31 protein-coding genes are annotated in these 20296 nt (G+C 31.1%); 5 read left to right on the plus strand and 26 right to left on the minus strand.

What is annotated here, in order from left to right; genetic code table 11:
• Positions 1 to 169 precede the first annotated feature (169 nt).
• The 7 genes from JK636_RS22705 to JK636_RS22735 form a co-directional block, all read right to left on the minus strand.
• Positions 170 to 505: a hypothetical protein gene (locus JK636_RS22705; RefSeq protein ID WP_202751302.1), complete on the minus strand. Its 336-nt coding sequence runs from the start codon at positions 503 to 505 to the stop codon at positions 170 to 172.
• A gap of 89 nt (positions 506 to 594) precedes the next feature.
• Positions 595 to 1074, minus strand: coding sequence for a hypothetical protein (locus JK636_RS22710; RefSeq protein WP_202751303.1), 480 nt, complete (start codon positions 1072 to 1074; stop codon positions 595 to 597).
• A 473-nt stretch (positions 1075 to 1547) separates the two neighbouring features.
• Positions 1548 to 1898 carry a hypothetical protein gene (locus JK636_RS22715; RefSeq protein ID WP_243428296.1) on the minus strand — a complete coding sequence of 117 codons (351 nt, stop codon included), beginning with the start codon at positions 1896 to 1898 and terminating at the stop codon, positions 1548 to 1550.
• Between the two features lie 197 nt (positions 1899 to 2095).
• Complete coding sequence (locus JK636_RS22720; protein ID WP_202751304.1) at positions 2096 to 2410, minus strand: YciI family protein; 315 nt, start codon at positions 2408 to 2410, stop codon at positions 2096 to 2098.
• A gap of 175 nt (positions 2411 to 2585) precedes the next feature.
• A complete protein-coding gene (locus JK636_RS22725) occupies positions 2586 to 2846 on the minus strand; it encodes a hypothetical protein (RefSeq protein ID WP_202751305.1) in 261 nt (86 codons plus the stop codon).
• A gap of 43 nt (positions 2847 to 2889) precedes the next feature.
• Positions 2890 to 3300, minus strand: a complete 411-nt coding sequence (locus JK636_RS22730) for a peptide deformylase (RefSeq protein ID WP_202751306.1) — start codon at positions 3298 to 3300, stop codon at positions 2890 to 2892.
• A gap of 504 nt (positions 3301 to 3804) precedes the next feature.
• Positions 3805 to 4602, minus strand: coding sequence for an inositol monophosphatase family protein (locus JK636_RS22735; RefSeq protein WP_202751307.1), 798 nt, complete (start codon positions 4600 to 4602; stop codon positions 3805 to 3807).
• A gap of 538 nt (positions 4603 to 5140) precedes the next feature.
• On the opposite strand from JK636_RS22735, the gene JK636_RS22740 reads away from it, so the two are divergent.
• Positions 5141 to 5884, plus strand: coding sequence for an HAD family hydrolase (locus JK636_RS22740; RefSeq protein ID WP_202751308.1), 744 nt, complete (start codon positions 5141 to 5143; stop codon positions 5882 to 5884).
• On the opposite strand, the gene JK636_RS22745 is transcribed toward JK636_RS22740, so the two are convergent.
• Both JK636_RS22745 and JK636_RS22750 read right to left on the minus strand, forming a co-directional pair.
• Complete coding sequence (locus JK636_RS22745; RefSeq protein ID WP_202751309.1) at positions 5874 to 6095, minus strand: hypothetical protein; 222 nt, start codon at positions 6093 to 6095, stop codon at positions 5874 to 5876. The two genes, JK636_RS22740 and JK636_RS22745, sit on opposite strands and share 11 nt — an antisense overlap.
• A gap of 214 nt (positions 6096 to 6309) precedes the next feature.
• Entirely contained in the window at positions 6310 to 6786 is a 477-nt protein-coding gene (locus JK636_RS22750; protein WP_207751805.1) for a hypothetical protein, read from the minus strand.
• 318 nt (positions 6787 to 7104) lie between these two features.
• On the opposite strand from JK636_RS22750, the gene JK636_RS22755 reads away from it, so the two are divergent.
• Positions 7105 to 7650 carry a CBO0543 family protein gene (locus JK636_RS22755; protein ID WP_202751310.1) on the plus strand — a complete coding sequence of 182 codons (546 nt, stop codon included), beginning with the start codon at positions 7105 to 7107 and terminating at the stop codon, positions 7648 to 7650.
• A 239-nt stretch (positions 7651 to 7889) separates the two neighbouring features.
• On the opposite strand, the gene JK636_RS22760 is transcribed toward JK636_RS22755, so the two are convergent.
• The 5 genes from JK636_RS22760 to JK636_RS22780 form a co-directional block, all read right to left on the minus strand.
• Positions 7890 to 8084 (minus strand): CDGSH iron-sulfur domain-containing protein, encoded by a 195-nt coding sequence (locus tag JK636_RS22760; protein WP_202751311.1) that lies wholly within the window; start codon positions 8082 to 8084, stop codon positions 7890 to 7892.
• A gap of 4 nt (positions 8085 to 8088) precedes the next feature.
• A complete protein-coding gene (locus tag JK636_RS22765) occupies positions 8089 to 8337 on the minus strand; it encodes a CDGSH iron-sulfur domain-containing protein (RefSeq protein ID WP_202751312.1) in 249 nt (82 codons plus the stop codon).
• Between the two features lie 71 nt (positions 8338 to 8408).
• Complete coding sequence (locus tag JK636_RS22770) at positions 8409 to 8591, minus strand: hypothetical protein (protein WP_202751313.1); 183 nt, start codon at positions 8589 to 8591, stop codon at positions 8409 to 8411.
• A 3-nt stretch (positions 8592 to 8594) separates the two neighbouring features.
• Entirely contained in the window at positions 8595 to 8870 is a 276-nt protein-coding gene (locus JK636_RS22775; RefSeq protein WP_202751314.1) for a GNAT family N-acetyltransferase, read from the minus strand.
• Positions 8871 to 8973: 103 nt separating this feature from the next.
• Positions 8974 to 9567 carry a TMEM175 family protein gene (locus JK636_RS22780; RefSeq protein ID WP_202751315.1) on the minus strand — a complete coding sequence of 198 codons (594 nt, stop codon included), beginning with the start codon at positions 9565 to 9567 and terminating at the stop codon, positions 8974 to 8976.
• 143 nt (positions 9568 to 9710) lie between these two features.
• On the opposite strand from JK636_RS22780, the gene JK636_RS22785 reads away from it, so the two are divergent.
• A complete protein-coding gene (locus JK636_RS22785; RefSeq protein ID WP_202751316.1) occupies positions 9711 to 10598 on the plus strand; it encodes a cation diffusion facilitator family transporter in 888 nt (295 codons plus the stop codon).
• Positions 10599 to 10625: 27 nt separating this feature from the next.
• Here the strand turns inward: JK636_RS22785 and rpiA are convergent, their stop codons facing one another.
• The 9 genes from rpiA to yeiL all read right to left on the minus strand — a co-directional run bounded on the left by rpiA (position 10626) and on the right by yeiL (position 16573).
• Positions 10626 to 11294 carry a ribose-5-phosphate isomerase RpiA gene (gene rpiA, locus JK636_RS22790; RefSeq protein ID WP_202751317.1) on the minus strand — a complete coding sequence of 223 codons (669 nt, stop codon included), beginning with the start codon at positions 11292 to 11294 and terminating at the stop codon, positions 10626 to 10628.
• A gap of 293 nt (positions 11295 to 11587) precedes the next feature.
• A complete protein-coding gene (locus JK636_RS22795; RefSeq protein ID WP_202751318.1) occupies positions 11588 to 12208 on the minus strand; it encodes a nitroreductase family protein in 621 nt (206 codons plus the stop codon).
• A gap of 171 nt (positions 12209 to 12379) precedes the next feature.
• Positions 12380 to 13537, minus strand: a complete 1158-nt coding sequence (locus JK636_RS22800) for an HD domain-containing phosphohydrolase (RefSeq protein ID WP_202751319.1) — start codon at positions 13535 to 13537, stop codon at positions 12380 to 12382.
• 217 nt (positions 13538 to 13754) lie between these two features.
• Entirely contained in the window at positions 13755 to 13871 is a 117-nt protein-coding gene (locus tag JK636_RS22805; RefSeq protein ID WP_202751320.1) for a (2Fe-2S)-binding protein, read from the minus strand.
• Positions 13872 to 14062: 191 nt separating this feature from the next.
• Complete coding sequence (locus JK636_RS22810) at positions 14063 to 14371, minus strand: winged helix-turn-helix transcriptional regulator (RefSeq protein WP_202751321.1); 309 nt, start codon at positions 14369 to 14371, stop codon at positions 14063 to 14065.
• A gap of 111 nt (positions 14372 to 14482) precedes the next feature.
• The gene (locus JK636_RS22815) at positions 14483 to 14734 is read right to left on the minus strand and encodes a TIGR04076 family protein (RefSeq protein WP_202751322.1); all 252 of its coding nucleotides are present in this window, start codon (positions 14732 to 14734) and stop codon (positions 14483 to 14485) included.
• 107 nt (positions 14735 to 14841) lie between these two features.
• A complete protein-coding gene (locus JK636_RS22820; RefSeq protein WP_202751323.1) occupies positions 14842 to 15447 on the minus strand; it encodes a LysE family translocator in 606 nt (201 codons plus the stop codon).
• A gap of 204 nt (positions 15448 to 15651) precedes the next feature.
• Positions 15652 to 15831, minus strand: coding sequence for a hypothetical protein (locus JK636_RS22825; RefSeq protein WP_202751324.1), 180 nt, complete (start codon positions 15829 to 15831; stop codon positions 15652 to 15654).
• A gap of 73 nt (positions 15832 to 15904) precedes the next feature.
• A complete protein-coding gene (gene yeiL, locus JK636_RS22830; RefSeq protein WP_202751325.1) occupies positions 15905 to 16573 on the minus strand; it encodes a transcriptional regulator YeiL in 669 nt (222 codons plus the stop codon).
• Between the two features lie 121 nt (positions 16574 to 16694).
• Here yeiL and JK636_RS22835 point away from each other — a divergent pair, with 121 nt between their 5' ends.
• Positions 16695 to 17117 carry a DMT family transporter gene (locus tag JK636_RS22835; RefSeq protein WP_202751326.1) on the plus strand — a complete coding sequence of 141 codons (423 nt, stop codon included), beginning with the start codon at positions 16695 to 16697 and terminating at the stop codon, positions 17115 to 17117.
• Between the two features lie 13 nt (positions 17118 to 17130).
• Positions 17131 to 17586, plus strand: coding sequence for a DMT family transporter (locus JK636_RS22840; RefSeq protein WP_202751327.1), 456 nt, complete (start codon positions 17131 to 17133; stop codon positions 17584 to 17586).
• Positions 17587 to 17749: 163 nt separating this feature from the next.
• Here the strand turns inward: JK636_RS22840 and JK636_RS22845 are convergent, their stop codons facing one another.
• The 3 genes from JK636_RS22845 to JK636_RS22855 form a co-directional block, all read right to left on the minus strand.
• Positions 17750 to 18343: an ElyC/SanA/YdcF family protein gene (locus JK636_RS22845; protein ID WP_202751328.1), complete on the minus strand. Its 594-nt coding sequence runs from the start codon at positions 18341 to 18343 to the stop codon at positions 17750 to 17752.
• 303 nt (positions 18344 to 18646) lie between these two features.
• Positions 18647 to 19492, minus strand: coding sequence for a hypothetical protein (locus JK636_RS22850; protein ID WP_202751329.1), 846 nt, complete (start codon positions 19490 to 19492; stop codon positions 18647 to 18649).
• Positions 19493 to 19712: 220 nt separating this feature from the next.
• Positions 19713 to 20261, minus strand: a complete 549-nt coding sequence (locus tag JK636_RS22855) for a GNAT family N-acetyltransferase (protein WP_202751330.1) — start codon at positions 20259 to 20261, stop codon at positions 19713 to 19715.
• Positions 20262 to 20296 lie beyond the last annotated feature (35 nt).

The raw sequence follows: 20296 nt of genomic DNA on the forward strand, positions 1-20296 counted from the left end.
TTCTTTAATTAAGCCTGTCTACAAGCCTATTTCCTCTATAGGTTAGCTTTGCTATTCTCAATTTTGCCCAATATAAATTTTTTTATTAAACCACTTGACTAACATTAGCTGGTTTAGATGAAGTCCCAAGTCACTGCACTTGATAACCCTGATAAATTTTAGTATTTCTCTATTCTTTATTAATACTATCATTATTTTCTTGATATCTTTTCACTTTAAATAATCCATATGCTAGTTTATCTCCAGGTTTTAAATCCATGTAATGTCTAATAATCCTAGTTATATTTAAACCAGATGTTGTATATCTACCATCTATATTAAAATTACCATTTACTTCAGTAATTAAGCCACTCATTATATCATGATTATCTCCTACAAAAAAATATTCAACGGTATCACCTACACATAATTCCTCCCCATAAGCAGTTAAGATTTCAGTTGGTGTACCTACAAATCCGTAAAATTTATCATCCTTTGCTATACATAAGCATCTATACTTAAACATATACCCCCCCGTTTTAAAAAATGAATTTTATTTATTCTATTCCTTCGTTATTTGTAAATAATGTGTATTAAAGGTTATCTCCGTAATAATTACATCCACCACATATGATACCAAACCCATTTCATCATGCCTTTTTTTGTACTAATCATTTTATAAAAACTAAACTCATCTCTTTCATAGATTGAAAGTCTTTCAATATCGCTCATGTTGACATTGTTTATATATAATGTGTCTCCAACTTTATGCACGTGGCATCTTCCCCAGTTTAAAACTTTTAAGATAACCTCTTTGCAATCATATTTAGGATACAATTGCAAATCATCTATCACTGCATCATCTCCGATAGTGTAACAGCAAAAATATCCAAGTTTTATATCTCCACTCATAACCACTTCATATTGGTCAATTCTAAGCTCTATTTTAGTTCTCAACTTGGAAAGCTCAGTTGAATAATCGCATTCTAGTGATTCGTAAACCTTTTCGTTATAAAGTTTATTAAGTTTTACAATTTCATCGATATCGGATTTTCCTGCCTTTATATATTGGAGCTTTTCAAATTTATTCCCCATATTGATATCCTCCTTTGTCTAAAGTTTCTATAAATAACCTTATGTACGACTTGCGTTACAACTGCATTTTTCAGATTTCTCATCAAAGCCTAACCTGCACAATAAACTGCATGGGAGGCGGCGTCCTCGTGTATAATTTATTTCATCTAACGTCTCGCACTTAAGACGTTCCTGAACCGGACCCCAGAGGAATACTCCTTGGTTGCGCTTGTGCCGGTGAAGGAATGTGCTTTGGCGGTGTTAAGTTTTACTACCTTAACCTATAGAATACACACATGTTAATCATGCCGCTTGTCCCGTCGCTCTCCGATCTAAAGCGAACTTGAGTACATTTTTATACGCAGCTTTAGCTACTGCACTTTGAGCTATGTTTATTTTATAAAGCCTCCTGCATTTGCTTATCATGAAAGAAACATCTATATCAAATTAGTTTCTCAAATAACTATAGTTTAGTATAATTTTAAGTTCTTCTTTTAGTTATCATGTTTTTTAATGAAATTCTTTCTTAGTTTAAAGTAAATAACTGTGGAAACTATTATGCCGATTAAAGATGCTATCATATCATTATTGTCCCATGACCCTAAATTGAAAACGACATGGAGATATTCAACAAGTAAAAAAACAATCATGTTAAGTGCATTGATTAGCCAAATAAAGATAGGTTTATCGATTGAATCAGTACCTTTGAAAAAAGGTACTATATAGAATACGCCTATTAATGTAAAAAGAAAACTTGGTATAAGATTTGGTGCTGCTCCTGCAAATAGAGTAATATACTGATTGTTTAGATTATACAAGTTCTCTCTAAACATATACACTAGCATAAATAAACCATATATAATAATTATAAATTTACTTAGTGCTTTATATTGTTTATGTCTAAACATACCTTTATTTGACTTAACTGATTTTAATTATTAATTGTTCTCATCCCCCATATGTCTTTAAATACTCTTTTTATACAATTGTATCTCAATAGCTACTTTAACCTCTTCAGCATTTAAAAGAGTTGCGAAATAAATTATTTTTTTATTAAAGCAATCTTGTATGGAAATAACTCAGCTGTCATTATTCCTTCTACAACAGTAGGATCATTTTTCATGATACTTAATGCCTCTTCTTCTGATTCAACTTCCAAAATTACTATTCCGAATGTTTTTTCATCTATGCCTAATGTTTTACCTGCTAAAACTAGCTTTCCTTCTTCAAGTAATTCTTGTAATCTACTAAAGTGACTATCTACTATCTTTTCTTCCCTTTCTGTCCAGTTGTCCATATTTAATAGAGATGGTATTAACTTTAGAACATAAATAAATTGTTTTTTTTCATTTGACATCTGTGGCACTCCTTCTATATTTTTTATGCACATTTTCTTACCTTCGCAGGTGTAGCTTGGCTATCTATACAAGCCAAGCTGTACGAAAAATTTTTGTTATCTATAGTTTTTGCAGCTACTCTTTTTAAGCCACCGTTCCATTTCCAGTAACATACCTCATGCCCAATATCGCTATCTACTCAGCATCAAAATCAATAAAGTACTTTCCCTCTGGTGTATGTATCGTGAGGGTTGCTAAATTAATATTGTCCTCTAAAATATCCACTCTGTATTCAAACATGATATCATCATTTTGCTTCTTCATGAATAAGTAACTTCCTTCTTCTTGATCCTCGGCCTCATCACTTATTTCAGCGTAGATTTCTTCGCCGCTGACTTCTCCAGGATATCCTGACTTTCTTATCTTTTCCTCTATTGCTTTAAAAAACTGTTTCATTTTTTCGCTCTCTTTCTTTTTTAAATACTTATTTCTCTTCAAATTAGATTATTATACCTTCAAAGTGATCCATTTCATGTTGAATTATTTGTGCTATAAATCCAGTAAACACCTTTTTTTGCTTCTTAAAATTTCTATCAAGATACTCCACTTCTATCATTTCATATCTATTTGTTTTTCTAAAGCCAATTAAAGATAAACAACTCTCTTCAGTTTCATAAAGCTTTTCTTTCTTTAATATAACTGGATTTATCATAGGCACAATATGGCCGCCTACAGTAAATACCAATATACGCTTTTTTACTCCAATCATATTACCAGCCAATCCAACACAATTCTCTAGGTTCGCCCTTAATGTATCTATTAAATCATCAATTACTGCTATATCATTTTTTGTTGCATCTTCTGATTTTTGTCCTAAAAACAATATATCTTTTACAATTGGTTTTATCATAATTTATACCTCTTTTTCAGTTATATTTTTTATAAATCATACTATATCTTATATAAAATTAACACATAAAGTCCAACACTCAATTGGTACATCAATGACACTGATTGAGTTGCATTTATTAGAATTCTTTACAAATTGTTTATGATGATACATTGCACTATAAGAAATTTATGTTTAACTCAATGACAAATTACTATTTATCGGGCATTAAACAAGTAGTCTATATTTCGAAATTATCTACAATTGTTCCTCAATAAATAATTTTAGAACCTCTGAGCTATAACTCTGTTTCTCAAAAATTACAGATAACGTTTCTTGTCAAGACTCCGAGAAGCCTAGAGCGACCGCACTTGGCTTCGCAGATGTGCTTTGCAGTCTTCTCATGCAAAGGGGACTTTAATATTTTGTTATCTGATGGGATATGTTTTCTACCTTTTTATGTCACTATCCATTATCCCTAACTCCCTTTTGAATGATTGATGAAACTTACATGAAATTTGTTTTTCATTTAACAGATGTTAAAATTGTTTTTAATTCCTGAAAAACATCAGGACTTGACACTATTACCTTATAACCATTTAAACAACTTGATAGTTCTGTGTTACTTTCAAGACCATAATGCCCAACAATTGCATCAGCTTCAGTGGCAATCAACTTGGCCGCAGCAACATCCCAAGGAAATAGCTTTTCCTCATAAAATCCTTGTAAGCGACCACAAGCAACCCAGCAAATGTCTAAAGCTGGAGAGCCTATTCTCCTAATATCTCTTATCTTAGGAAGTATCGATTTTAATGTTTTAATAATATAGTCTACGTTATCTTTATTATGAGGAAATCCAGTTCCAATAACACATTGCTTTAACTCTTTAACAGGCTTAAACTTTATTGAATGATTGTTTAAAAAAGCTCCCTTACCTTTAACTGCATAAAATGTTTCATTCAAAAATGGATTATGAACTACTCCTACCTCAACTTCATTATTTACAGCAAAAGCAATAGATATTGCTACCTGATAATGATCATTGGCATAACCTACAGTTCCATCGATGGGATCAATAATCCATGTTGGCTCTTTTATCATGAAACTGTTTTCTGTATCGCTTTCTTCGGATATAAATTTGTGCTCAGGAAAAGCCTTTGAAAGCTCTGTTTTTATTATATCTTCTGATATTAAATCTGCAGTTGTTACTAGTTCATGTCCATTTTTTAAATATTCCTTATACCCACTATTTTCTCTAAGTTCTTTTATCCTTTTTCCAGCTAGCCTTGCAACACGAGTTGCCTCACTTAATATTTTTTCCATCACACTATCCTCCATTTTTAATATATAAATAGTTCTAAAAGTAACATATAAAAAACCAGAAGCAAATATTATTAGACCTATTATTAATCTAGAGTCTTGTTTTTTACCAATTATCTATCGTTTTCTATAAATAATCGTGACCATAACAAACAATTCCTTTCAGATAACGTTTCCAACTCGCGAAACCTAGAAACTTAGTGTGACTGCACTTAGCTTCTCAGGTTTGGCTAGGTGTTCTTCTCAATCCCAGCCATACGCGAGTTTTTTGTTATTTGATGTATCAGATCTTTTACTTTCTATATGCGTAAGGTTAACCCACTGAATTTTTTCATAATGTTTACAATAAAGGATGTATGTTACCTATATTTTATTATACCACGTGCTAGAGTAAAAACCGTTTACTCCAAGTGAGTTCTCCAAATTAAATGTTTGAATATTACGTATTGTAATGTTACAATGGTATAAATTTGTTAATATTGCAGTCAATTTACATGCTGTTACAGTGGTTATTTTATAAAATTGAAAGGGAGTATTTTGCATGAAATACGAAGCTATAATTTTTGATGTCAGTGATACGCTTATAGAATATTTCCCTAATTATGCTCAAATATATGGGGACAGGCTACGTGGTTTAGGTTTTGAAGTTACAGAAGAAAAAACAAAAGAGATTTCAAAGGCTGTGAACTTTGCAATTGGGGAGCAAACCCAAAAAGAACAATGCGGAGCTCCTCATCTATCACAAGAAGAATTAAAAACTCTATTGGATGAAGCTGCATTAAATTGTGTTATTAATAAAAACACTTGTACCCAAAAATACTTAATAGACTTAGACAAGATTGATATCCCAGTACAAAAAATGATGATAATTCCTGGCGTTATTGATACTTTAAATGTTTTAAAAAATAGTTATCGCCTAGCCATAGTATCAAACCATTACACATGGTTAATGGATTATTTAATCAAAAGTGGGCTTGCTCCATATTTCGAGTCAATAGTTATTTCAGATATAGTTGGTGTAGCAAAGCCAAACATACGTATAATGGAAATTGCCCTTGAAGAGCTTGATTTGAAAGCAGAAAACTGCCTTTATGTAGGTGACCAACCTTTTGATGTTCTTTGCTCTAAGCAAGCTGGAATGGACTGTGTTTGGATTACTACAGATGAAAGCGAATTACCACGATCCATTCCTTATAAAGAGGATTACAGAATTAAGAAACTACAAGATTTAATAAGTATACTACAAGTTGTACAAGTTACGCAGAAGATGCATATTAATAGTTAATTTTGATGAATTCATCTATTTTTTCAACTCTATATGAATAGTCTTTTTGCAAAAAATTGTTCCACAAATTAGTTGTACACCCTAAATCAATATCTGCCGTATTCTCTTTCACCCCATGAATTACTAACGCTGCACCAGAAGTTATCCAATATTCATTAGGTGGCAAGTCCAAATCTTTGACTAACTTGATTATACTCTCTTTATTTAACATTTTTATACCTTCCAATTTTCTTTACATTTTATTTGTTTTGCTATATCTTACAAAAGAATTGAAATAAATTCTTCAATTTGCTTTTCTGTATTTAGCCACTTTTTTCTGCATAATTCGTAAGGAATCTGCTTACCAAAATCTAATTCACATTCATAATTGATTTCGCAATGATACTCAAGCAATGTCTCCTTATCTTTTTTATTAACCAACTTTACTATTTTTTATAGATTGTTTTTAGAGCAAAATACCTAATAATAGATCCAGTAAATAGGCCAACAAAAATACAAGCCATAGGTAAAAAAATCGGTCCTAGAAGAACCCCGTATATTCTAAATACCTTTGAATAAATCACGCCTATTGTCTCAGCATATGCAGCAATGGCATAGGGTAAAAATAATAATGGTTTTTCCTTTTCCTCACTACCATCCTTATAGGCATCCCATATTGAGAACAGATAAACACATGGATAGAACATCAACCATTGATAGTTAACCTCTTCTACTGCTTGGTGAGTCTTCCCTAGAAAACTTAAAACAATTGCAGTGTTTATATTCGCCTTAACATTAATAATAAATTCCAAGGTAATTAAGATAATACCTTTAAGATATCTTTTATTCATTAGCTGTCCAAATCCGGGTATAGCGATACTCCACAATGCCTTTTCTAGTCCACTTCCTATCGTTTGCTTCAACTCTGTCAGTCCTTTCTATATCCATACGTAAAATTATTATCTGCATTTTTGCTTTAATATAGTCAAAAAATATTTCTTGTTATGTAAGTACTTTTGTTTTAATTGTAGATGCAATATCGAAGCGTATTTTGTCACATCTTGAATCTAGTAATCGGGATAAAATGTATAGTTAGAAAGAACTTCAGAGGCACTTATATAATAAGGTTACTAATGTATAAACAAGTTTCAATAAAATAATAATATTATTAATACACTAGATTACATGATTTGTTATCAGTAAAATAACTTAGTGTAAATAACTTGATGAGGTGATTTAATATGAGAAATAAAAAGGAGAAAATAATATTAACGGGACTTTTTGTATTGTGTACTGCTTCCTTACCGTTGTTATTCAAAGGACCAAAAAAAAGAGAAAATCAACTTATTTTCTTTTCGAAAGGTGTTCTAGCTACCTTAATTGATGCTTATGTTGTAGGTACTAAAAGAGTCGAATATCCAGTGCGCCCTCTACCTAAGATTTTTAAAACCAATATTCTTATGGACGTGTTGTTTTTCCCACTTTTAAGTGTTGCTTGGGTTAAACACTCCTACAATGATAATCTGAAAAAAATTCTTTTAAAAAGCCTTAGTTGGAGTGTTCCTATGAGTATTGGGCAATGGTATTTTGAAAAACACACTAAAATATTCAAATGGAACAAGTGGTCACCACTCCATACTTTTGGAAGCGTGACTTTTACTTTACTTACAATTAGAGGACTTGTTGGATTAGATAGAAAGTTAGATAAAAACGATGATGTATTAGATAACTCAAAAGATGTATCAGATAGGCAGGAAGATGTATCGGATAAACTCATAAATGTATAGGTAAAGAAAAAGTTATACATTTTAAATTACCATTGTAATTGTAATTCGGGAGGATACATAATGTTAAGAAAAATTGTAAGTAAAAATATGGGCAGCAGTAATCTTGGATGATTAAGAAATAAATTTCATTTTTTCTTTGCATTTAATTTAACTGACTGAGGCAACAACGCCTCGAGAAAAGTTCAATTACAAAAATAAAAGCCTATGTAAAATACATAGACTTCCTAAGTATAAAATTATTATGCTCGAACTTTGCTCTCAAATTTTCCTCTATGAGAACCATCACAATGTGGTTTATTTTTTGATAAGCCACATCTGCATAAATGAAATTCAGGATTAGTTCCCATACTTTTACCTTCGCCATCAATTAATTCTACTTCTCCTTTTATAATAAGTGGAGCATCGTCAAGTACTTGAATTTTAATTTCTGCCATGGTATTATTCCTCCTTTAGTTTATCATGAGTTCCATCGCAATATGGAGGATTGCCAGTATGTTTACATGCGCATAAATAGGCTGTTCCATCTTTTTCAGCAGTAAAAGCCATGGCTTCAAAAGAGGTGCCTTTGTGTGATCCATTGCAAAATGGTTGATTTGAACTTCTTCCACATGTACAGTAATAATATGTTTCTCCCTTTTTAAGCTCAACTGGAATAGGTGCTTTTTGTGCTATTACGGGTTTATCCATTTTAGTCTCTCCTTTTTATTTCTTCATTTTTTAAATACTTACAATTGTATTTTCTTAAATCTGCTTCTTTTTTATACACCATCATCATTTTTATTTATGGCATTATCCAATAGCATACCAGTATAATGTATTGCGTCTTTAACGGTTGGGAATGGAGACGAATATGCAAGCTCTTTTATATCATCTACTTCACCGCCTATGTAGAAAGGAAGTCCGCAGCCTGAATAAGATATATCCTTATCCTTTATTGCCATTTTTTATATTAAAATATCTTTATATTGCTCACTTTGCGTCATAACTTTTTTTGCATAAGGGCAAAGAGCAATAATTTTTTTATTTTCAGAGCGAGCATACTCTACCACTTTATCCACTAATTGCAATCCAATTTTTTGACCTCTTAATGAGTCTGAGACATATGTGTGATCAATAATAATTTTGTCTGCACCAGTTGGCACAAATGTGATTTCCGCTAATGGATTTTCAACATTTTCTCCAATATAAAACTTATTGTTATCTTTTTTTATAGTTTCCATATAATCCTCCCAAAAATTACTTTTTCATCTATACAATTTCCATGGCATCTCTTTCATTTAGTGTAATTCCACTAATATTTGATTTTCCTTCATTTCTGCCAACTTAGTCATGCTTTTGTTCCTGACTATACAGAATTCTCTCAATTCGTCGATCTGGTATCAACCAGACAAATGCGAGAACAGCATAAATAATCAGAGCAACCCAAGTCCATCTCGGAGCAACAATAACTCCCGCAAAATATAAAACCACAGATGCTTTTCCCTTCAAGTCACCACCTACTGCCTGTTTTAGCTTTGACTGTTCTCCCTCAGTTTTTATTATGATGTCTTGCAGAATATGATAGGCTATGGCAGCCATTACTAGCACTATTCCATAAAGTGTTGTAGGCCATGGTGCAAAATTGTTTTGTCCCATCCAACCAGTAGAAAAAGGTAAAAGTGACAGCCAAAACAGTAAATGCATGTTGGCCCACAAAATAGATCCAGTAACACATCTAACAGTATACATCATATGGTGATGGTTGTTCCAATAAATACCTACGTAGATGTAACTAAGCAAATAACTCAAAAATGTAGGTGTTAATGTTAAGATATCCTTAATACTATTCCCATGAGGAGCCTTCATTTCAAGCACCATTATTGTGATTATAATAGCAAGTACACCGTCGCTGAAAGCTTCGAGGCGGTTTTTCTCCACTATGAAACACCTTCTTTATAATATAATAATTATAATTTACTATGGATTAGTTTTCCTTTGCTGCTATGTTTTATTTATTTAAAAATAAATAATTTTTCTAATGTGGTATAATAAGTATTATCAATTTCACGGAGGTTTATATAATGAAAGAGCTTAAAAACAAACATCATGATGTTTCAAATATGAATATATCAAAATTACTTTTTGTAGTTATCTTCAACTTTATTATTACACTTGCAGAGCTTATTGGCGGACTCCTATCTGGAAGCCTCTCCCTCTTATCCGATGCATTGCATAACTTAAGTGATACTGCTGCTATATTATTAAGTTATGTATCAATGAGAATAGCCAGCAGGCCAATTAGCAAAGAACGAACCTATGGCCATAATAGGGCAAATATACTATCTGCTTTCGTTAACGCTTCAGTTCTTATAGGTATCTCCGGGTATCTTTTTGTAGAAGCCTTTAAAAAATTTATTAATCCCAGCCCCATTGAAGGAAACACAGTAGTAGTGGTGGCTATTATAGGATTACTTGGAAATCTATTTAGTGTTTTACTTCTTAGAAAAGGTTCAAAAGATAATATAAATATGAAATCTTCCTACCTGCATCTATTAAGCGATACTTTTTCATCTGTGGCTGTAATTATATCGGGGTTTTTAATTAAATATACTAATATGTTTTGGATTGATCCTATTTTGACAGTGTTTATTAACATAATAATAATAAAGTCCAGCTATGCAGTATTAAAAGAAAGTATACAAATATTAATGGAAGGTACTCCGGAAGGCATAGATATAGAGGAAGTTATAGAGGAATTAAAGGAAATACAAGGAATAAAAGCTATTAGTCATATTCACATATGGAGATTGGATGAGAATAATATTAATCTTGAAGCACAAATCCAAACGGATGATATGCTTATTAGTGAAACACAAAAAATCTATAAAGAGATTAATGACCACCTACATGAACACTTTGATATAAATCATGCTATTATTCAATTTGTTGTGGATGAGTATAAGCACTAGGAAGTAGTTTTTTAGAATAAGGTAACCTTATTTACGGTTTATAACTCGTACTCCATCTTTACCTCCGATAATAATAAAATCGGCAACATCAAGAAATAAGCCTGTATCAACGATGCCAGAAATTAACCTTAGCTGATTTTCTAGCTCGTAAGGCTTTTCTATATTTTTAAGAAATAAGTCAATAATATAATGATTCCCATCAGTAATGTAAATATCATTATTTATTTTTCTTATAACAGGGTTCATATTTAAATTCTCTAGCTTTTTAAAAATATGATGGTGTGCGAAGGGGATAACTTCTATAGGTAGAGAGTATTTCCCAAGAGTATTTACTATTTTACTTTCATCCACAACCCATATAACTTTTTTTGATGATAGCGCAACTAATTTTTCATATAACAACGCTCCACCGCCGCCCTTAATTCCATTCATAGAACTATCAACTTCATCCGCGCCATCTATAGTTAAATCAACGCAATCTACTTCATTAAACGGAACTATAGTTATACCTAAACTTTCTGCAATTTGAGTAGTGGAATTTGAAGTAGAAACTGCTTTAATTTTAAGTCCACTTTTTATCTTTTCAGATAGTTTTAAAATAGAATAATATACAGTTGAACCTGTTCCAAGTCCAACGATCATTCCATCTTCAATAAATTCTACTGCCTTTTCGCCAGCTAACTTTTTACTATCCATCTCTACTCCTCCAAGTAAGGCTAAATATAGTCGTTATAATAATAATTTAATCATTTATTTTGCACTCTTTTACCTAAAAAGAGCTTCCTGCACATCCTCAATCATTTTTCCATTCTGATCAACTGTTGCAGTTGTCCCATATGGATTTCCTCCAGCTCCAAAAATTACTGAATATGAAAAATATTAGAGTGCAGAGAACTGAACCTCGCATATAGTTTACTTTCATATCAGGTTTTAGTGTAATAAAATATAATTATTTGATAAGGCACTATCTTCATCCAACAAATATTGAATTAATAAAACTTTACAAACTCACTGGCAGGTTTTCTGTAACCTCGAATTTTATAACTGCTTTTATCCATTTTACCCATAGTAATCATTATAACTGGTACTTCATTTTCTGGAATGTGGAGCAATTGACTTATTTTATCTTTATCAAAATATATCATTGGACATGTATCCCAATCTTTATTTTTTGCGAGTAACATGAACTGCATTGCTGATAAAGACCCATTTCTGATAGCTTCATCATGCTTAAAATCTTCTCCCCAGACTTCATAGAGATTGCGAATAGTATCAACCATTATTTGATACTCAGTTTTATCAATCATACCAAGAAGCATTGAGCCTTCATAAATTTTATCTGCATCTAAATAAGCGTTTTTGTCTCCAGTAACTATTATTGTTGCAGAGGCTGTCTTAATTTTATATTGCTTGTAGGAAGCTTCATATACTTTATCCATTAGATCTCTATCTTCTACAACATAATATTTGGCATGCTGTAGATTGAAGGCAGAAGGTGCCAGCGAAAGTTCTCTAAATATCTCGTTAAAGTCTTCCCTAGGTATTTTTATATCCTTAATAAATTTATTTGCTGACCTTCTTTCTCTAACAACTTTTAAAAACTCATTCATAAAATATCCCTCTTTCAAAAAAATTGCATTTTATTTACTATCTTACCAATATAAAAAGTTTTAAAAGATATCTTTATATCTTACCTGCCCTGTACGTCCAGGATAAATTCTTCTAATACTAATGTCTCAATACCATATCTGATTTTCTCTTCTATTATGTTTAATTAAGACTCATTCATAATCTTCTTCTAGGATAATTTTTATTTTGTCTACCAGAATCCTATCTAATTCTCCTTTATCAACCATTGTATCGATGATTGACCAAACCTTATTTATTGGCATTTTATTTCTATAAGGCCTTTCCTCGGTTAAAGCCTGAAATATATCACATATTGCCATTACCCTATCTAGCTCTCCTATTTCACTTTCCTTAAGATGAAGCGGATACCCATTTCCATTTAGCTTTTCATGATGATTAGATGCAAACTCTGTAATATCTTCAAAGCCCTCAATTTGTTGTAATATCCATCTTGTGTAATAAGTATGCTTGTTAATTTCATAACGTTCCTTGTCATTTAGCTTTCCTTCTTTATCTATAATATCATTTGATATTACTAACTTGCCAATATCATGTAGAAGGGCAGCAATATACATTTTGTTCTGCATTTCACTATCAAAGCCTAGTTGTGCAGTTATTTTGTTAACTAAATTAGCGATACCAACAGAATGTCTGTAAGTAAAATGGCTTCTGTTGTCAATTATTTCTGAAAAAGCATGAGCAAAAGCTTTTACTCCTTCGTAATCTAATTCGATACCATGTGCTTCTATTCTATTGGTTAATATATTATTGAAATCATCATTAAAGTAATCTAGTAGTATGTATTCCTTCTCTAGGAGTTTATAAAAAGCCGCTGATATTTCAGGATTAAATAGCTCTTGATTATCTTTAATCCATTTTTTAATGCTCTCCACCGCATCAAAGCTCAATTCTTTTAAATTTCTAAACCTACCATCAAACAAATTTGCTGCACATATAATTTGAGATGCCAAAGGAATTTCATATTCCATTAACTTAAATGCTCCTGTACCGTTAAAAAATTCATGGTGATAATAAACGTAATCAGCTATTATACTTTTTACAGGCAATTTTAATATGATATCTTTACCAACCTTGCAATGTTCCTTAATTAAATAGGTGTTACTTGCTCCTATGTCGTGCAGTAATGCTGCAAAATACAGGTCCTTTTGTTCATCTAGCGGAAGTTTTAATTCCTTAGCAAGCATTATAGAAATATATGCCACATGTTTAGAGTGAGAAAAATAGGACTTCTCTGCCACATCCAAAGCATAAGATAAACCTTCTATTAGTGATCTTTCATTAATTTTCATTTCTTTTTCTCCACTATAATTTAATTATTAATTACAACTTATGTATGAGATTACACATAGGTTGTAATAAGATATTAATCTTCTTTATTTATTTCTAAAAGCCAATGTGTAATTACACATTGGCCCTTGATTGTACCCTATGATTATTTTTGCTTTTGAATAACTACTAAATTTTTAATAGGTAATCAACCAATGCCTTATTTCCTACTATACATTTTCAATAACCAGTACCAACCTTTGTGATAGCTTGTACTTCTTGATATGATTTTGCACCATTATTGATAGCATTCTTTATATCCTGCTCAGCAACATTATATTTAATTATTGCAATCATATTTTATAGTTGATTACATTTAGTAACTAACTTTAAATTTATTATTACACTTTAATTGCAATTAGTCAAGAGTTTTTTGATAGAAAACATTTAAATATCAATTTAACTTTTCCTCGTTATTCAGATAAAAATAGAAAGAACCCCCTAGTATTAATAGGAAATTCTTCCTCAGGTTATCTACAATATATTATTTAACTCCATTTTTCTGCCCACTTTTGAATTTCATCCATAACTGTTTGTAGTTCAATGCCCTTTTCTGTGAGTTCATATTCTATACGTACAGGAGTTTCTGGATAAACCTTTCTAATAATAATGCCCTGATTTTCTAACTCCCTAAATCTTTCTGTCAGCATACGCGCACTCATATTGGGAATTGCATCTATTATATCAGAAAATCGCTTTTGCCCACTTAGTAAAGTTCTTATAATTAATCCAGTCCATCTCTTTCCAAGTAGTTCAAATGCGTTTTCAAACTTTGGGCACATATGATACTTTTCCATATCAAATCACCACCTGCATTTATTATATCATATATGCTACTTAAAAGTAAGTGACTTATTATTATATACTATTGTATTCTTAAAGTAATTTAAACTACTTTAAATTTGAATTTACTTTTCTATATATTCACCATGGATACATACTCTCCCATTATCTGGACATTTCGCATCAAATTGTTTTGAACGACTATTTCCATAGTCTAAATCTGCACCATTTTGCAAAGCATAAACAAAAGGATATATGCAATTCCAAAGCTCATGGCATAATGGAGGACATAAATCTTCTACTATGTATTCATCACCTTTTTTGAAATAACCACCTCTACATTTACTTTCTGTTACAGTTAGTTTTACTTTTCCCATTGTACTTTTCCTCCATAAATTCCATTTATATAACTCACAATATCTTACCATTTTTCATTTATGACATTTCCATTATTAGCTAACCCTATATAAGCATTATTCACTGCTTACTTTTTTAACAATAATTTTATTCCAAAGTAAATAAGAATGATACCTACTGAAAAGTTAAGAATTTGAATAATTATTTGTGGTAAGAACCCACTTAAAATGCTCCCCAAAAACGCTACAATTGTCAAAAAAGATATTGTAGACAGGATGCATCCAATTCCAAAAAAAACAAGTTGTTTTTTGCTAAAATCATTTTCAGCAACTTGAGATGAGAATACACTCCCCCAAAAGATAATTGTCAGCGGGTTTGATGCAGTAAGAAGTACACCTTGGAGGAAAACATTGTGATTAGTCGCATTTGAGAATAATTTTAAATCAGGTAATAACGTAAAACCAAATGCTCCCGTTGCTGTATTTACCCCAAACAGTACTAATACAATACACCCTAATATTTTAATGGTGGACTTAATCTTTTCTTTATTAATAATCATGGCGACACCAAGACCAGATAGTATTATGTATAGCCCATCAACAAGAGAAATTGCTAAAACAAGCGATAGACCCATCAAAAAACCATATGTAGTTGAAGTGTTAAATACCATTAAGCACATTGGACCAACTGCAAGCTGTAATAACATTCCAAACTTAAATCCCTTATAAATCATTTTTTACCCTCCGATTTATGAATAACATCTATTCCGCATTTTTTACACCTGTGAAACAATATATCAAAACTCATATCCTGAATACTTTACTCCTTCCATAGCTTAACTTAAAGTTTTCAAGGAATTCGTATAATATTTTAGAGTTGCCGTTTATATTTTTATTAGTTAATCAATTACAAAATACTCTTCACATCTATTAATACTTTACTTAACCATATACAAATACATATCTAAGCTTATATCTACTGCTTCTTCAATAATATTAATAAAATCAACCAGTTTACCCTCAGTACTAGCTTGCTCTAAAGCCTGCATGTACCTATCTCTTTCTTCAGTTATGACAACAGCAGTTGGGTATCCGTTTCTCATTAGAATCAATTTCATCAAAAGTCTTGCTGTCCTTCCATTACCATCAATAAATTGGTTGAAGTTGTTTATCTATAATTATAAATTTAATTTAATTTATGTATAAATCCGATGCCAACTTGATTAAAACATTCTTATCTATAATTTGAAAACCAGAATTACTCTTTTTTATTAAACCTTTTTGACACATATTATTCAGAGTTCTCAGTAAATGTCTATAGCTTGTTCCTAAGAGCTCTGATATTTCAGTAAGACTTTCATCAAGGTTTTCTCCCGTAGCAAGTATATAACTAGCAAGTCTATTTTCCAGTGGATAGAGTAAATTAATAGAGCTGTTTTTTGAACATCTATTAAGTTTTTCACCAAGAGAATTACATATGTATCTTAAAAATTTTGCATCATCAAGCAAACAGGTTTTTACTTTTTCTGTGGAAATACCAATACAGTAAGTATCCTCTATTACCTGGACGTTTGTAGAAACAGGCTCTGAATTAATCATTTCTAAATCTCCTAATACCTTAAATCCTTGATAAAAACAAAGTAAAAGAGATTTCCCATTGCTTAAGGTTGAATATACTTTTGCTTTTCCATCAACAAAAAAGAATAGGTAATTTAACTTTTCATTGTCCCTGCAAATATATTCACCCTTTTTAAAAAGCAAAAGCTCCATAAACGGCCTCATATCTTCTGTAAAAATATCATTAATTTTATATTTTAAAACATATTCTTCCATAGCTTTCTTATTGTGAATTTTAAGCATATTTCATCTTTCTCCTGATAACTAATTATATTGTTTATAATACATTATGACATATGTCATACCACGTCTCAACTATTCCGTGCTAAATTAGCTATATAACTTTACATTAGGGGGAAGATGCATGAACAATTTAATCTCAGCCTTTATCGGGACTTTAATTGCTGTAATGATTATGATTAATGGTACATTGTCAAATGCTTTAGGAAACTATACCTCGACTATGATTATTCATATTATTGGTCTTATAGCAATTATATTAGTTCTTCTGGCAAGCAGACAGAAATTTATCATTAACAAAAATATTCCATTTTATTTATATAGTGCTGGAGCTATCGGAGTTTTTACAGTTCTCTTTAACAATTTAACCTTCAGCTCTCTTGGTGTTTCCTTAACCCTTGCTTTAGGACTTCTTGGTCAATCTGTTGCTTCTGTTATTATAGACCACTTTGGACTGCTGGGAATGAAGGTTATGAAATATCAAAAGAAAAAACTTATTGGATTAGTCTTTATAATTTTAGGTATTGTTATAATGGCAGTATTTTAGGGGGGGACAAGTGATGATATTTTTAGCAATATTAGCAGGTGTTTGTATAGTAATTTCTAGGACAATAAATGCCAGTCTGGCAGGTATAATTGGCATATTGCAAGGAACCGTCTTTAATTATATTGTTGGACTAATATTCTCTATTATATTTATGCTTTTCAGCAGTGAAAGAACAAGCATATATCATATAAATTTAAGCTCCGTGCCTTGGTGGGCTTATTTAGGAGGGGTAGTTGGTGTTTTAGTGGTTGTGCTTTCAAGCTATATTACTCCTAAAATATCTGCATTTTATTTAACGCTTCTTATCTTTATAGCCCAGTTGTTTGTTGGTATGATTATTGATTATCTTACTTTAAATATGCTTTCTCCTGGCAAAATAGTTGGCGGCTTATTAGTATTTGCAGGTCTCGCCTATAACTTAGTTTTAGATAATAAATCTAACAAAGCTTCCATGGATGAATCGGTCTAGTTATATAGTTAGGGACGGTTAACAACAATTAGTTACTTTACTGCAGTGACAATAGTTGTTAACCGTCCCTTGTTCATGGCTAAACTAATTTCAAAAACTTAGTAGTGCAGCCCAGAAGAAGATTGTGTATTAAGTTACTGTAGATTATGTTTATAATATGGCGTTATTCTATGTATTTGCGTTTATTAAGCAAATATTTAATTATACCATAATAAATATAAATATATCCGAGCCAAGATAATAAAATAAATTTTTTAGGAATTTTGGCTTTTTCTACTGTGTGCTCTATTTCCATTCTCGTAGCATAAATACTTGCTCTTCGCAAATGTTGGGAATTTGATACGATTACAGCCGATTTATAACCATAGTTTTTCATTATATTTTTAGAATTTTTAAGGTTGTCCCATGTACCTTTTGAGTCCTTTTCACAAATTATATTTTCTTCTGGTATGCCGTTTTTCACCAATTCCTTATACATTATCTCTGCTTCTATATATTCATTTCGTACCGAACCACCTGAACATATTATTTTCGGAGAAATATTAAGTCTATATAACTCAATTCCCTTATTAATTCGTTCAAGCAAAATGGGAGACGGCTTTCCGTTATCTGGCACACGATAACCTAAGATTATAATACAATCACGTTTCTTTCCTTTGTTAAACATTAGTTTTCCATAAAGTATTCTTGGAATTAGCAATATAAATGCAATTATTATAGCAATAATAAGTAAAAATCCAAGTATTATATAGCACACTCTTATTCCCCCCTTTTGCATTTGCTTAACATTGTACATAATAAAATTAATCAAAAAACTATTAATCTATCGCTCTGATTCTCTACGATTACATCTAACGTTTCTAATTTCCGACACCGAGACACTTAGCCAGACTTGGCTTAGTGTCGCAGGTATAGCTTGGCTATCTTCTCAAGCCAAGCTGGACGGGAATTTTTATTATCTGTAGTTTTTGCAACTATACTTTAAAAGCTACTATTCTAAAAAGTCTTTTATACCTCGTAATTTCAGAAGAATATGAAGTAACTTAACTTCTTATAACCTTTATAGCTTTTGATAAAACAACCACCAATGTGGATCAAATCCATCAATAAATACTTCTTTCACATTTGAAAGTTCATTAAGCCAAGGTCTAATTATTGGCAACATATCTTGCCAAAGTTCTGGATTATAACCTAAATTCAAATCATATTGGAACATATAATGTGATATTGCAATATAACCATCTGGCTTTAAAACACACAAACAATTATTAACTAAAGACAAAAATGCAAGCTTAAGTTTCTTTTCAAGTGTTTGTTCCACATATTCTTTACTAATTAATTCTATCATTTTGGGTAATAATTCAAACCAATCATTATGTGTTGTGTCAATTCCATTTTGTTCACAAAGAATAGCTTGAAGAACATCATTTACACTATGTTCAAAAACTACTAAATCAATACTATTGGAAGCAAGATAATTCTTTATGTTATTAGCATCGTCTTCAATAATGTCAAATTTTATTGGTAATTTCGAAATATTTTTTTCCAGTCCTTCTGTAAGTTTTTTATTCATATTAGCAGTGATATATTTTGAATTTACATCATAAGCCGTCATGGCATTCGGTATAACAGTAGATGAGCCAGAACCCACCTCAAGCACAGTAGCATTTTTATTTGGTGTACATGCTTTCAAAGCGTCAAACCATTTTAATCTGGAATATAATGTATATACAACAGTAAAGTCCTCGTCACATAATGGTAATGAACAAATTCTTTGTAATTTTTTATCTACTATTTCCTTTGTGAGTTCAGACCATTCATTGATTTCACTAGGAAACAGGATTGAGTTTAAATCAATTGATTCAATTCTTTTTTTAACATTTTCAATGTCATCTAAATGTTTCACTTATATTCCTCCATTTATTTAATTTATACTTTATAAAATTTTACTGTTGTTCCTCAATAAATAATTTTAAAAGCCTATGAAATACCACTCGTTTTTCAAAAATTACAGATAACGTTTCTTGCTATACGTAGTTTTTGCCACAAGACTTTGGCTTAAATCTAGTATTTATATCTATATTTATTTAAATATTACATGAAACTTTTTAATAAAAGAATTGATATTATTCTAATTGCGTTTGTTTAGAATTATAATCCTCCCTAGTCATCAAATATGAAGGATGATATAGTCCTGTAGGTTCATAATACTCATCATGGGTATAAATAAACCCAAGTTTCTTAAGCAAATTTGCAGATGCTAAATTTTTAGGATTGTGTCCTGCAAAAATCCCGTTTGCTTTAAGAGTTACAAATGCATGTTCAATAACCGCCAAACATGCTTCCTTCGCAAATCCTTCTCCCCAATACTTATCTTTCAAATGTATTCCTAATTCCAGAATATTGTTTTCTGAATCATGTGGTCGTAAACCGCAGCACCCTATATTCTCATTGCTATCTATGTAATAAATAGGCCAATATTGAATATTGTGATTATTAAATGTGTCTATTTCCTTTTTAAGTCTTTGATATATTTGTTCTTTTGACATTTTACCTTCATAAGAAATATACCTTGTTACTTCTGAGTTACCCCAAAGTTCTAAAGCATCAAGGATATCCCCTTCACTCCATACGGAAAATCCTAATCTCTTTGTTTTCAGAAAAAACTCTCTCATATTCACTCTCCAGTTAAAATTAATAAAAGAAAACC

The organism is Clostridium rhizosphaerae, from assembly GCF_016765585.1.
In the GTDB taxonomy this organism is placed as follows: Bacteria; Bacillota; Clostridia; order Clostridiales; family Clostridiaceae; genus Clostridium_AT; species Clostridium_AT rhizosphaerae.